Origin of the sequence: Streptomyces sp. NPDC046876 (assembly GCF_040645035.1) — a bacterium.
Taxonomy (GTDB): Bacteria; Actinomycetota; Actinomycetes; order Streptomycetales; family Streptomycetaceae; genus Streptomyces.
Genome location: NZ_JBEYXK010000055.1, coordinates 1 through 13,551, shown reverse-complemented (window position 1 = coordinate 13,551; position 13,551 = coordinate 1). Strand labels below are relative to the sequence as shown.

Here is a 13,551-nt window from a genome sequence, read left to right as displayed (position 1 = left end):
TCGGACGTCCTAGTACGCCGTGAGCGCGGTCCGCCATACACAACCGGTGAAGGACAAGCACTCATGACGACGCCCACGATCGAGCTCAAGCCCTCCTCGAACCCGCTGTCCGATGCGGAGCGCGAGGCGATCCTGGCCAGCCCCGGCTTCGGCCGCCACTTCACCGACCACATGGTGACGATCAAGTGGACCGAGGGGCGGGGCTGGCACGACGCCGAACTGGTCCCGTACGCGCCGCTGTCGATCGACCCGGCGAACATGACCCTGCACTACGCGCAGACGATCTTCGAGGGGCTCAAGGCCTACCGCCAGCCCGACGGCACCGTCGCCACCTTCCGCCCGCAGGCCAACGCCGAGCGCTTCCAGGCCTCCGCCCGCCGCATGGCGATGCCGGAGCTGCCGACCGAGCTGTTCATCGAGGCCTGCGACGCGCTCATCAAGCAGGACAGCGCCTGGGTGCCCTCCTCCGGCGAGGCCTCGCTGTACCTGCGGCCCTTCATGTTCGCCTCCGAGGTCGGCCTCGGCGTCCGCCCGGCCAACGAGTTCCTCTTCATGGTCATCGCCTCGCCGGCCGGGGCGTACTTCCCCGGAGGCGTCAAGCCCGTCTCCGTCTGGCTCTCCGAGGAGTACGTGCGCGCCGTCAAGGGCGGCACGGGCGCGGCCAAGACCGGCGGCAACTACGCGGCCTCCCTCGTCGCGCAGGCGCAGGCCGCCGAGCACGGCTGCGACCAGGTGGTCTGGCTCGACGCCGTCGAGCACCGCTGGATCGAGGAGATGGGCGGCATGAACCTGTACTTCGTGTACGGCGACCGCATCGTCACCCCGGAGCTGACCGGCTCGCTGCTGCCCGGCATCACCCGCGACTCGCTCCTCACCATCGCCCGGGACCTCGGCTACACCGCCGAGGAGGGACGTATCTCCACCGAGGACTGGAAGCGCGACAACGAGAACGGCACCCTGACCGAGGTGTTCGCCTGCGGCACCGCCGCCGTCATCACCCCGGTCGGCTCGGTCAAGTCCGAGCGCGCCAACTGGACCCAGGGCGACGGCGAGCCCGGCGAGGTCACCATGAAGCTGCGCAAGGCGCTGCTCGACCTCCAGACCGGCCACCGCGCCGACACCCACGGCTGGATGCACCCGCTCGGCTAGGGCGACACCCCCGCGAACAACCGAAGGCCCCCGCGCTGCTGCGCGGGGGCCTTCGGCCGTTGTGGCGGGGACGGGAGCGTGGTCAGCGCTCCTCGTCCGGCGCGTCGTCCTTCTTCGTGCGCCCGTGGACGGGACCCTCCGGGCCGGCCATGGCCAGCAGGCCGTCGCCCACCATGTAGGCCAGACCCGCCACCCCCTTGACGATCTTTACCGCCACATGTGCGAGTTCTTCCACGACGCCTCCCCGTGTCGTTCGCGGCGGCCTACTGTTCGACCGCCACCGCCATCCGCTCCGCCGGCTCGGCGGCCACCGGCTCGGCGGCGGACGCCTGCGGCCGGACCGTCAGCGCCGCGTACACGGCACCGCCGACCAGCCCCGACAGGATGAAGCTGCAGTCCACCCCGCCGGTGAGGGCCAGCAGCGGGCCCTCGTACAGCGGGGTCGACACCGCGGCGAGGCCGACCGCCGCACCCGCCGCCCAGGAGGCGGTGGCGCGCAGGTTCCACCCGCCGCTGTACCAGTAGACGCCGCCGCGGGCCCGACGGTTGAAGACCTGGAGGGAGTCGGCGTCGTACGCGCCGCGGCAGCGCACGTAGCCGATCAGGGTGATCACGGCCCAGGGGGTGCCGATCGCGGTGAGCAGCAGCACGAACGAGGTCATCGCGGACTGTACGTCCCACTCGAAGGAGCCCACGAAGACGAAGGCGGTGGCGACGCCCGCGGCGACCAGCGTGGCCTTGGCGCGGGTGGCCTTGGGCACGATGGCGTCGAGGTCGAGGCCCATGGAGTACAGCATCAGCCCGGCGTTGCCGACCGAGCCGGCCGCGGCGGCCACGAGCAGCGGGACGAGGTACCAGAACGGCGCGGCGTTCACGAGCGGCCCGGCGTACTCGGCGCCGGCCCGCGCGGCGAGCGCGGTGTAGGTGCCGAACAGCTGCGGGACCAGCAGGCCGACCAGCAGGCCCAGGCAGGTGGAGCGGAAGACCTTGCGGGGGCTGTGCCGGCGGGGCGAGATGTAGCGGGTGTAGTCGCCGAGCAGGGTGATGAAGGCGACGGGGCCGCTGAGCCCGGCCGCGACGGCGGCCAGCAGCCAGGTCGGCCAGAAGGAGCCCAGCAGGTACGAGGTGTCCGGCGGAGCGGCGGTGGTGAAGTCGGGGGAGTAGGCGACCACGCCCACGGCGAGCAGGACCACCATGCCGATGGAGAGCACCTTGCTCATCCGCAGCAGCAGCCGGTAGCCGAAGACGGCGCCGACCACGGTGGCGACCGCCAGGACGCCGTACATCAGCGCGCGCGTGAGGCCGTTCTCGGGCAGGCCGACCAGCCGGGCGAGGGTGCCGGCCATCACGTCGCCGCCGATCCACAGCGTGAGCGCGGTGTAGCCGAGGGCGAGCAGCAGGCCCACCACCGAGCCCACGAGCCGGCCGCGTACGCCGAACTGGGCGCCGCTGGAGGTCGAGAGGTTGGTGGCGGTGCGCAGGGAGACCAGCGCCAGCGGCGCGGTGAAGGCGATGCCGACGAGGGTGCCGACCACGATGGACGTGACCGAGGGCCACAGGCCGAGGCCGAAGGACGGGGGCAGCCAGCCGAACACGATCACGCCGAGACAGAGGTTGGAGCCGAGCAGGATCGAGAGCAGGTCCTTGGGACTGCTCGTCCGCTCCTCTTCCGGGATGGTGTCGACTCCGCGCTGTTCGATGGGCATGGGGGCTCCCTTGCAGAGCGGGGGATGTGGTTCCGTTTTTGTTTGAGCGACACTCAATGTGGCCTAAGCCCTGGTGTGAGGTCAATGCTTCATTGCGGAGAAATGAAGAGTTAGAGTGATGCTCTAACCCATCGACTCAAGAGGTGGTGGATCGGCGTGCGGCTGACCCCTACGGAGCGCGACCGGCTGCTGCTGCGCAGCGCCGCGGAACTGGCCCGGGCCCGGCGGGCCCGCGGGCTGCGGCTCAACGTCCCCGAGGCCACGGCGCTGATCGCGGACACCGTCTGCGAGGCCGCCCGCGACGGCAAGCGCCTGGCGGAGGCGATCGAGGAGGCCCGCAGCGTGCTGGGCCCCGACGACGTCCTGCCCGGCGTGGCCGACGTGGTCACCGAGGTGCACGTGGAGGCCGTCTTCGACGACGGCTCCCGCCTCGCGGTGGTCTCGGCCCCCATCCGCGGCGCCGCCTCGCTCGGCGAGGACGCCCCCGGAGCGGTCGTGCCCGGCCCCGGCGCCCCCCAGCCGGAGCCGGTGGTGACCCTGCACGTGCGCAACACGGCCGGCGTGCCGGTGAGCGTCACCTCCCACTTCCACTTCTTCGAGGCCAACCCCCGCCTCGACTTCGACCGTGCCGCGGCCTACGGCATGCGCCTGTGCGTCCCCGCCGGCTCCTCCGTGCGCTTCGACCCGCACGGCGAGGGCGAGGTCGGCCTCGTCCCCATCGGCGGCGACCGCATCGCCATCGGCTTCGCCGGGCTGGTCGACGGCCCGCTCGACGCCCCCGGGGCCAAGGAGGAGGCCCTGCGCCGCGCCGCGGCCTGCGGATACCTCGGCACCCCCCACAGCGCGACCGCCGGCACCACGGACAGCACGGCCGACACCACGGAAGGAGACCGCGCGTGAGCCGGCAGACCAAGCACAGCGACCACTGCGCGCCGGGCAGCCGGCACATCGACCCGCACGAGTACGCCGCCGTCTTCGGCCCCCGCGCCGGCGACCGCGTCCGGCTCGGCGACTCCGGGCTCACCGTCCGGGTCGAGCACGACGCCCAAAAGCCCGGCGACGAGTTCCTGGCCGGGTTCGGCAAGACCGCCCGCGACGGGCTGCACCTGAAGGCCGCGGCGGTCCGCGAGACCTGCGACGTCGTGATCAGCAACGTCCTGGTCATCGACGCCGTCCTCGGCATCCGCAAGGTCTCCATCGGCATCCGCGAGGGCCGCATCCACGCGATCGGCCGGGCGGGCAACCCCGACACCCTCGACGGGGTCGACGTCGTCGTCGGCACCGGCACGAGCATCGTCTCCGGCGAGGGCCTGATCGCCACCGCCGGTGCCGTCGACACCCACGTCCACCTGCTCTCCCCGCGCGTCATGGAGGCCTCGCTCGCCGCGGGCGTCACCACGATCATCGGCCAGGAGTTCGGCCCCGTCTGGGGTGTCGGCGTCAACTCCCCGTGGGCCCTGAAGCACGCCTTCAACGCCTTCGACGCCTGGCCCGTCAACATCGGCTTCCTCGCGCGCGGCTCCTCCTCCGAGGCGGCCCCGCTGGTGGAGGCTCTGGCCGAGGGCGGCGCCTGCGGCTTCAAGGTCCACGAGGACATGGGCGCCCACACCCGGGCGCTGGACACCGCACTGCGGGTGGCCGAGGAGCACGACGTGCAGGTCGCACTGCACTCGGACGGCCTGAACGAGTGCCTGTCGGTCGAGGACACCCTGCGCGTGCTCGAGGGCCGGACCATCCACGCCTTCCACATCGAGGGCTGCGGCGGCGGGCACGTGCCGAACGTGCTGAAGATGGCGGGCGTGCCGAACGTGATCGGCTCCTCCACCAACCCCACCCTGCCCTTCGGCCGGGACGCGGTCGCCGAGCACTACGGCATGATCGTCTCCGTCCACGACCTCAAGCCGGACCTGCCGGGCGATGCGGCCATGGCCCGCGACCGGATCCGGGCGGGCACGATGGGCGCCGAGGACGTCCTGCACGACCTGGGCGCGATCGGCATCACCTCCTCCGACGCCCAGGGCATGGGCCGGGCCGGCGAGACCATCCGGCGCACTTTCGCGATGGCCGCCAAGATGAAGGGCGAGCTCGGCCCGCTGGACGGCGACGGCGAGGGCGACGACAACGCCCGCGTGCTGCGCTACATGGCCAAGCTGACCATCAACCCGGCCATCGCCCACGGCCTGGCCCACGAGATCGGCTCCATCGAGGTCGGCAAGCTCGCCGACATCGTGCTGTGGCGCCCGCAGTTCTTCGGCGCCAAGCCCCAGCTCGTGCTCAAGTCCGGCTTCCCCGCCTACGGGGTCACCGGCGACCCCAACGCCGCCACCGACACCTGCGAACCGCTGGTCCTCGGCCCCCAGTTCGGGTCGTACGGGGCCACCGCCGCCGACATCTCCGTCGCCTTCGTCTCCGCCGCCGCGGCGGCCCTGGGCGGCGACGCGATGCCGACCCGGCGCCGCCGCGTCGCCGTCCGCGGCACCCGCGGCATCGGCCCCGGGGACCTCCTGCTCAACTCCCGGGTGGGCGCGGTCGATGTGGACGCGCGCAGCGGCCTCGTCACCCTCGACGGGGACCCGCTGCGCTCCGAAGCGGCCGAATCGGTCTCCCTGAACCGCCTCTACTTCCTCTGAACCGGCCCGGCTCCCACCCCCAGCCGGCCCAGCCTTAAGGACCCTCCCATGACCAAGCCCGTTGCCGACGGATTCCGGATGCCCGCCGAGTGGACGCCCCACGAGCGGACCTGGATGGCCTGGCCCAGCCCCAACCCGACCTTCACCAACGACCAGGAGCTCGCCGAGGCCCGCGAGGCCTGGGGCGCCGTCGCCCGCGCCGTGCGCACCTACGAGCCCCTGACGCTGGTCGTCTCCCCGGGAGACGCCGAGGGCGCCCGCGCCATCGCCGGGGCCGGCGAGGGCCACGAGCTCACGGTCGTGGAGCGCGAGCTCGACGACGCCTGGATGCGCGACATCGGCCCGACCTTCGTCACCGACGGCCGGGGCGGCCTGGCCGCGGTCGACTGGACCTTCAACGGCTGGGGCGCCCAGGAGTGGGCCCGCTGGGACCACGACTCCAAGATCGCCCGGCACGTCTCGGACCTGGTCGGCACCCGTACGTACAGCACCTCCCTGGTCAACGAGGGCGGCGCCATCCACGTCGACGGCGAGGGCACCGTGCTCCTCACCGACACCGTGCAGCTCGGCCAGGGCCGCAACCCCGGCTGGACCCGCGAGCAGGTCGAGGCCGAGATCCACGCCCACCTCGGCACCACCAAGGCGATCTGGCTCCCGTACGGCCTGGCCGGCGACTACGGCACCTACGGCACGCAGGGCCACGTCGACATCGTGGCCGCCTTCGCCCGGCCCGGCGTGGTCATGGTCCACACCCAGCCCGACCCGGCCCACCCGGACCACGAGCGCTGCAAGACCATCGCCGCCATCCTGCGCGCCTCCACCGACGCGCAGGGCCGCCGGCTGGAGGTCGTGGAGGTCCCGGCGCCGACCGTGCTGGAGGAGGACGGCGAGTGGGTCGACTACTCGTACATCAACCACTACCTCTGCAACGGCGGCGTGGTGCTGTGCGCCTTCGACGACCCGCGCGACGAGGAGGCCGCGGAGATCTTCCGCGGACTGTTCCCCGAGCGGACCGTGACCCTCGTTGACGCACGTACGATTTTCGCCGGGGGTGGCGGTATCCACTGCATCACCCAGCAGCAGCCGAAGGTGTGAGCCGAGGCCGATCGACGAGGAGTGGACCATGGCGGCCGGTGGAGTACGCGCGGCACGCAAGAACGCGCCGCCGCGCGAGGAGGTCCTCGCCGCCGCCATGGCCACGATCGCCGAGCGCGGCCTGGACGGGCTGACCATGGCGGGCCTGGGCCGCCAGGTCGGCATGAGCAGCGGCCACCTCCTCTACTACTTCGGCAGCAAGGACGAGCTCCTGCTGCAGACGCTGGAGTGGAGCGAGGCGGCCCTCGGCGCCGAGCGGCGGTCCCTGCTCGGCCGCCGCGGCACCGCCCGCGAGCGGCTGCAGGCGTACGTGGACCTCTACGTCCCCGACGAGGTCCGGGACCCGCACTGGACGCTCTGGCTGGAGGTCTGGAACCGCTCGCAGAACGCCGGCCCGGCCGAACGCGACCGGCAGGCCGCCATCGAGGGCGCCTGGCACCGCGATCTGGTGGCCCTCCTCGCCGAGGGCGTCTCGCGCGGCGAGTTCCGCTCGATTGACCCCGACCGGTACGCGGCCCGGCTGCGGGCCCTGCTCGACGGGTTCAGCATCCAGGTCGCCGTCGGCCTGCCCGGGATCGGGCGGGCGGACATCCTGGCCCACGTCTCGGAATTCCTTGATCAGTCTCTCGTATCGTGAGACGGCCCGGCCCTGCGGTGGCACCCTGTGACACACTGCGGACGTGCTTGCTCAGCTCATGATTATCGGCAGCAGCGCGCCGGTCCGCAGTGACCGCTGAACCGTGGACAACCTTCGCGGCAGCGGCCACCGTGCCCCAGACCCGCGCGCAGACCTCTCGCACCCGCGAGGGGTCTTTTCGTTTACCGGCCTCCATTCCTGCCGGGACGGCACTGCGCGCGCATGATGGGGGCAGTGGATCCCGGGCATCCGGAACCACTCATCCGACAGGAGTCAGACAGCATGACGACGACCGAGGCGACAGCGCCCGCGCAGGGACCCGGCGACGGCTTCCACGTCTTCGACACCACCCTGCGCGACGGCGCCCAGCGTGAGGGCATCAACCTCACCGTCGCGGACAAGCTGACGATCGCCCGGCACCTGGACGAGTTCGGAGTGGGCTTCATCGAGGGCGGCTGGCCCGGCGCCAACCCCCGCGACACCGAGTTCTTCGCCCGGGCCCGCACCGAGATCGACTTCAAGCACGCCCAGCTCGTCGCCTTCGGCGCGACCCGTCGCGCCGGCGGCTCGGCCGACCAGGACCCGCAGGTACGGGCCCTGCTGGAGTCCGGCGCCCCGGTGATCACCCTCGTCGCCAAGTCGCACGACCGCCACGTCGAGCTCGCCCTGCGCACCACCCTGGACGAGAACCTCGCCATGGTCAGCGACACCGTCTCCTACCTGGTCTCCCAGGGCCGCCGCGTCTTCGTCGACTGCGAGCACTTCTTCGACGGCTACCGGGCCAACGCCGAGTACGCCAAGTCCGTCGTGCGCACCGCCCACGAGGCCGGCGCCGACGTGGTCATCCTCTGCGACACCAACGGCGGGATGCTGCCCGCGCAGATCAGCGCGGTCGTCTCCACCGTCCTCGCCGACACCGGCGCCCGCCTCGGCATCCACGCCCAGGACGACACCGGCTGCGCCGTCGCCAACACCCTGGCCGCCGTCGACGCCGGTGCCACCCACGTCCAGTGCACCGCCAACGGCTACGGCGAGCGGGTCGGCAACGCCAACCTCTTCCCGGTCGTCGCCGCACTGGAGATCAAGTACGGGCGCACGGTGCTCCCCGAGGGCGCCCTCGCCGAGATGACCCGCATCTCGCACGCCATCGCCGAGGTCGTGAATCTCACCCCCTCCACGCACCAGCCGTACGTCGGCGTCTCCGCCTTCGCGCACAAGGCGGGCCTGCACGCCTCCGCCATCAAGGTCGACCCGGACCTGTACCAGCACATCGACCCCGAGCGCGTCGGCAACACCATGCGGATGCTCGTCTCCGACATGGCCGGCCGGGCCTCCATCGAGCTCAAGGGCAAGGAGCTCGGCGTCGACCTCGGCGGCGACCGCGCACTGGTCGCCCGCGTGGTGGAGCGGGTCAAGGAGCGCGAGCTCTCCGGCTACACCTACGAGGCCGCGGACGCCTCCTTCGAGCTGCTGCTGCGCGCCGAAGTCGAGGGACGGGCCCGCAAGTACTTCCGTACGGAGTCCTGGCGCGCGATCGTCGAGGACCGTCCGGACGGCACCCACGCCAACGAGGCCACGGTGAAGCTGTGGGCCAAGGGCGAGCGCATCGTCGCCACGGCCGAGGGCAACGGACCGGTCAACGCGCTGGACCGGGCGCTGCGGGTGGCCCTGGAGCGCTTCTACCCGCAGCTGGAGAAGTTCGAGCTGATCGACTACAAGGTCCGCATCCTGGAGGGCAAGCACGGCACCGAGTCCACGACGCGGGTCCTGATCTCCACTACGGACGGCACCCGGGAGTGGTCCACCGTGGGCGTCGCCCCGAACGTGATCGCGGCCTCCTGGCAGGCCCTGGAGGACGCCATCACGTACGGCCTTCTGCACGCGGGCGTCGAACCGGCCGAGTGACCCCGCAGCCGGGTGCCCCCATGTCCGCCCTTATGTCCGTCTCACACGGGAATGGGGCGGTTCCGGTAGCGTCGGGAGTATGAGGACCAGGCTGATATCCGTACTCTCCGGTGTGCTGCTGGCGCTGTGCGCGGTCTTCGTCGCGGCAGCGCCGCAGGCCTCCGCGGCCACCGGCCCGGCCGCCGTGGCGGAGGCCCTGAAGCAGGGCCCGGTCTACGTCGACCCGCGCGCCTCGGCACAGCTGCCGAAGGAGCGGGCGGACGCGCTCGCAAAGAAGATCAAGGACGCCGGGAAGCCGGTCTTCGTCGCGGTGCTGCCGGCCACCGGGGAGTTCCCGCCCGACAGCGTCCTGCGCACGGTCAGGGCGGAGACGGGCATCACCGGGCTGTACGCGATCCGGCTCGGCGACGGCTTCAACGCCGGCGCGGACAAGGCCGTCATGCCGGTCAACGCCGTCCGCAACCTCACCGACGCGGTGAAGGCGGGCGGCCCGGTGGACGCCGCCACCCAGCTGGACAACTTCGTCGACCAGGCCCTCCTGCAAGTCAAGGGCCACGCCCCGGCCTCCTGGAGCGGCGGCTCCTCCGCCGGCACCGGGGGCGTCCCGGTCGGCGGGCTGGCGACCCTCGCCGCTCTCCTGGTCGTGGGCGGCGGCGGAGCCTACGCCCTGGTCCGACGCGGCCGCAGGAGGCGGGAGGAAGAGGAGCGCGCGGCCCTGGAGAAGCTGCGCGTGGTCGTCGACGAGGACATCACCGCCTTCGGCGAGGAGCTCGACCGGCTGGACTTCCACCCCGGCGAGCGCGGCGCCGACGACGCCATGCGCGCGGACTACGGCCAGGCCCTCGACTCGTACGAGAAGGCAAAGGACATCATGGCCGCGGTGACCAGGCCGGACGAGGTCCGCGGAGTCACCCAGGCCCTGGAGGACGGGCGCTTCGCCCTCGCCCGCCTCGATGCGCGGCGCCAGGGCAGGCAGCTGCCCGAGCGGCGCCCGCCCTGCTTCTTCGACCCGCGGCACGGGCCGAGCACCGAGGACGCCGACTGGGCCCCGGCCGGCGGGGCGGTGCGCACGGTCCCGGTCTGCGCGGCGGACGCCGTCCGGCTGCGCGAGGGCAGGGACCCGATGGTCCGCCAGGTCGACACCGATTACGGGCCGCGACCGTACTACGACGCCGGACCCGCCTACGGCCCCTGGGCCGGCGGGTACTTCGGCGGCGGCATACTGCCCGGCCTGCTGGTGGGCACCTTGCTCGGCTCCATGATGGCCCCCGGTCCGGCCTACGCCTCCGACTTCGGCGGCGGCTTCGGCGGTGGGGACTTCTCCGGGGCCGACTTCGACGCCTCCGACTTCGGGGGCGGGGACTTCGGCGGCGGGGGCGGCTTCGACGGCGGGGGCGGCTTCTAGCGGCCGCCCCCGGGGTCCGACTGCCGTGGGCCGGGTTGCCGGTCAGCCCTGCTTGACGGCCGAGATGTCGAAGGTCAGCTTCACCTTGTCGCTGACCATGACGCCGCCGGCCTCCAGCGCCGCGTTCCAGGTCAGGCCCCACTCGGAGCGCAGGATCTCGGCGGAGCCCTCGAAGCCGACGCGCTCGCTGCCGTACACGTCGGTGGCGGAGCCGTTGAACTCCAGGTCGATGCTGAGCGGACGGGTGACGTCCTTGATCGTCAGCTCGCCCGTGATGCGGTACGTGTTCCCGCCGACCCGGGCCGCCTCGGTGGAGCGGAAGCTCATCACCGGGAAGGTCTCGGCTGCGAAGAAGTCGTCGCCGCGCAGGTGGGCGTCGCGGTCGGCGATGCCGGTGTCCACGGAGGCGATCTTCACGTCGATGGAGGCGGTGGAGCGGGAGGGGTCGCTGCCGTCCAGGTGGAGCGAGCCCACGTAGTCGCCGAAGCTGCCGCGGACGTTGGTCACCATCGCGTGGCGGACGGTGAAGCCGATGCTGCTGTGGGCGGCGTCGATGGCGTAGTCGCCGGTGAGCGCGGCCAGGGCCGGGTCCACGACGGGCGTGGCGGCGACGGCGGCGGTGGTGCGGTCCTGGGTGCGGCGGGTGAACAGACCCATGGCTTCCTCCTCGGGAGTCAGGTGCTCGGCCGATGGGAGCCGAGTTCGTTGAACCTTCAACGACATTCACCGTAGACCTGTTCCGTTCAAATTTCAACAACTGGGCGAGGTGTCGGCTCGTTTTGTGGGATAACCACAACGGAAGATGGTCTTGCCTGGTGGACTCCGCGCATGACTTCGCGGTTCTGTGCGGGCCGGACAGCGGAACACGGCCGAGACTGTGTAGAACCAACGGAGGTTTTTCATCGACCGCTTCGTAAGGTCGGTACATGACCGTAGTGGACCAGACTCCGAGCGAGCCGACGGACGCCCGCGGCCGCGTGGCCGAGCTGCACTCCCTGCGCGAGCAGGCGCGGCGTGGACCGAGTGACCGGGCGACCGAGGCCCAGCACGCGAAGGGCAAGCTGACTGCGCGCGAGCGCATCGCCCTGCTCCTCGACGAGGGTTCCTTCAAGGAGGTCGAGCAGCTGCGCCGCCACCGGGCGACCGGCTTCGGCCTCGAGGCCAAGAAGCCGTACACCGACGGTGTCATCACCGGCTGGGGCACGGTCGAAGGCCGCACCGTCTTCGTCTACGCGCACGACTTCCGCATCTTCGGCGGTGCGCTGGGCGAAGCCCACGCCACCAAGATCCACAAGATCATGGACATGGCCATCGCGGCCGGTGCCCCGCTGGTCTCCCTGAACGACGGCGCCGGCGCCCGCATCCAGGAGGGCGTCTCCGCCCTCGCCGGGTACGGCGGCATCTTCCAGCGCAACACCAAGGCCTCGGGTGTCATCCCGCAGATCTCCGTGATGCTGGGCCCCTGCGCCGGCGGCGCCGCGTACTCGCCGGCCCTGACGGACTTCGTCTTCATGGTCCGCGACACCTCGCAGATGTTCATCACCGGCCCCGACGTCGTCCGCGCCGTCACCGGCGAGGAGATCACCCAGAACGGCCTCGGCGGCGCCGACGTGCACGCCGAGACCTCCGGTGTCGCGCACTTCGCGTACGACGACGAGGAGACCTGCATCGCCGAGGTGCGCTACCTCATCTCGATGCTGCCCTCCAACAACCGCGAGAACCCGCCGGTCCACGAGACCTCCGACCCTGCCGACCGGCGCTCGGACGTCCTGCTGGACCTGGTCCCCGCGGACGGCAACCGCCCGTACGACATGCACAAGGTCATCGAGGAGCTCGTCGACGACGGCGACGTCCTGGAGATCCACGAGCGCTGGGCCCGCAACATCATCTGCGCCCTGGCCCGCCTCGACGGCCAGGTCGTCGGCATCGTCGCCAACCAGCCCGCCCACCTGGCCGGCGTCCTCGACATCGAGGCCTCCGAGAAGGCCGCGCGCTTCGTCCAGATGTGCGACGCCTTCAACATCCCGATCATCACGCTGCTGGACGTCCCCGGCTTCCTGCCGGGCGTCGACCAGGAGCACGGCGGCATCATCCGCCACGGCGCGAAGCTGCTGTACGCGTACTGCAACGCCACCGTCCCGCGGATCAGCCTGATCCTGCGCAAGGCCTACGGCGGCGCGTACATCGTCATGGACTCGCAGTCCATCGGCGCGGACATCACCTACGCCTGGCCGACGAACGAGATCGCGGTCATGGGCGCCGAGGGCGCCGCGAACGTCATCTTCCGCAAGCAGATCGCGGAGGCCGAGGACCCGGAGGCCATGCGCGCCCGCATGGTCAAGGAGTACAAGGCCGAGCTGATGCACCCGTACTACGCGGCCGAGCGCGGCCTCGTCGACGACGTCATCGACCCCGCCGACACCCGCGAGACGCTGATCAGCGCCCTCGCGATGCTCCGCAGCAAGCACGCCGATCTGCCGTCCCGCAAGCACGGCAACCCGCCGCAGTAACGAGCGAAGGAGACCTGCCACACATGAGCAAGACTGCCGACACCCTGCTGCGCGTCGAGAAGGGCAACGCCGAGCCGGAGGAGCTGGCCGCGATCACCGCGATCCTGCTCGCCCGCGCCGCCGCCACTCCGCAGACCCGCCCGGTGCACCGCATCGGCTCCCAGGCCGGCTGGCGCCGCCTGGAGCGGACCCTGGGCTTCCGCGCCCCGCACAGCTGGCAGGGCTGACCCGCAGTACGCCGTCAGGCCCCGCACCCGAAAAGGGTGCGGGGCCTGACGCATGTCCGGGGCGGGGCGCCCGATGACGTCCCCGTGCCCACGACGAGCCCCGTGCCCACGACGAGGCCCCCCGTGCCGGCAGGACACGGGGGGCCTTCGCGTACGCGGACCGGTCGGAGGGCCGGTGCAGGACGACTACCGCAGTCGTGCCATGAGGGCGTGTTCGACGAGGGTGATGAGGGCGCTCTTGGCGTCGGCGCGGTGGCGTGCGTCGGTGGTGATGATGGGGGCGTCGG

The 13,551-nt window shown here is 71.8% G+C and carries 12 protein-coding genes and 1 pseudogene; 9 read left to right on the top strand and 4 right to left on the bottom strand.

What is annotated here, in order from left to right; genetic code table 11:
- Positions 1-63: 63 nt before the first annotated feature.
- The gene (locus tag ABZ924_RS25030; RefSeq protein ID WP_361913855.1) at positions 64-1,149 is read left to right on the top strand and encodes a branched-chain amino acid aminotransferase; all 1,086 of its coding nucleotides are present in this window, start codon (positions 64-66) and stop codon (positions 1,147-1,149) included.
- 82 nt (positions 1,150-1,231) lie between these two features.
- Here the strand turns inward: ABZ924_RS25030 and ABZ924_RS25025 are convergent, their stop codons facing one another.
- Positions 1,232-1,384, bottom strand: a complete 153-nt coding sequence (locus tag ABZ924_RS25025) for a hypothetical protein (protein WP_361913852.1) — start codon at positions 1,382-1,384, stop codon at positions 1,232-1,234.
- A gap of 28 nt (positions 1,385-1,412) precedes the next feature.
- Positions 1,413-2,855 (bottom strand): cytosine permease, encoded by a 1,443-nt coding sequence (locus ABZ924_RS25020; RefSeq protein ID WP_361913849.1) that lies wholly within the window; start codon positions 2,853-2,855, stop codon positions 1,413-1,415.
- Positions 2,856-3,011: 156 nt separating this feature from the next.
- Between ABZ924_RS25020 and ureA the strand changes: the two genes are divergently transcribed.
- The 6 genes from ureA (at position 3,012) to ABZ924_RS24990 (ending at position 10,527) form a co-directional block, all read left to right on the top strand.
- Positions 3,012-3,755 (top strand): urease subunit gamma, encoded by a 744-nt coding sequence (ureA, locus tag ABZ924_RS25015; RefSeq protein WP_361913846.1) that lies wholly within the window; start codon positions 3,012-3,014, stop codon positions 3,753-3,755.
- Positions 3,752-5,485: an urease subunit alpha gene (locus ABZ924_RS25010; protein WP_361913843.1), complete on the top strand. Its 1,734-nt coding sequence runs from the start codon at positions 3,752-3,754 to the stop codon at positions 5,483-5,485. The genes ureA and ABZ924_RS25010 overlap by 4 nt, the downstream gene beginning before the upstream one ends.
- Before the next feature lie 48 nt (positions 5,486-5,533).
- A complete protein-coding gene (locus ABZ924_RS25005; protein ID WP_361913840.1) occupies positions 5,534-6,580 on the top strand; it encodes an agmatine deiminase family protein in 1,047 nt (348 codons plus the stop codon).
- Positions 6,581-6,608: 28 nt separating this feature from the next.
- Positions 6,609-7,217: a TetR/AcrR family transcriptional regulator gene (locus tag ABZ924_RS25000; protein ID WP_361913837.1), complete on the top strand. Its 609-nt coding sequence runs from the start codon at positions 6,609-6,611 to the stop codon at positions 7,215-7,217.
- 282 nt (positions 7,218-7,499) lie between these two features.
- Positions 7,500-9,122, top strand: a complete 1,623-nt coding sequence (gene cimA / locus ABZ924_RS24995; RefSeq protein WP_361913834.1) for a citramalate synthase — start codon at positions 7,500-7,502, stop codon at positions 9,120-9,122.
- Between the two features lie 79 nt (positions 9,123-9,201).
- Positions 9,202-10,527, top strand: a complete 1,326-nt coding sequence (locus ABZ924_RS24990) for a hypothetical protein (protein WP_361913831.1) — start codon at positions 9,202-9,204, stop codon at positions 10,525-10,527.
- A 42-nt stretch (positions 10,528-10,569) separates the two neighbouring features.
- Here ABZ924_RS24990 and ABZ924_RS24985 read toward each other — a convergent pair whose 3' ends face one another.
- A complete protein-coding gene (locus tag ABZ924_RS24985; protein WP_361913828.1) occupies positions 10,570-11,184 on the bottom strand; it encodes a YceI family protein in 615 nt (204 codons plus the stop codon).
- A gap of 269 nt (positions 11,185-11,453) precedes the next feature.
- Between ABZ924_RS24985 and ABZ924_RS24980 the strand changes: the two genes are divergently transcribed.
- Positions 11,454-13,037: an acyl-CoA carboxylase subunit beta gene (locus ABZ924_RS24980; RefSeq protein WP_361913825.1), complete on the top strand. Its 1,584-nt coding sequence runs from the start codon at positions 11,454-11,456 to the stop codon at positions 13,035-13,037.
- 23 nt (positions 13,038-13,060) lie between these two features.
- Positions 13,061-13,264, top strand: coding sequence for an acyl-CoA carboxylase subunit epsilon (locus ABZ924_RS24975; RefSeq protein ID WP_361913822.1), 204 nt, complete (start codon positions 13,061-13,063; stop codon positions 13,262-13,264).
- 186 nt (positions 13,265-13,450) lie between these two features.
- Here the strand turns inward: ABZ924_RS24975 and ABZ924_RS24970 are convergent.
- Positions 13,451-13,551: pseudogene (locus ABZ924_RS24970) on the bottom strand (ATP-binding protein); the annotation flags it as partial.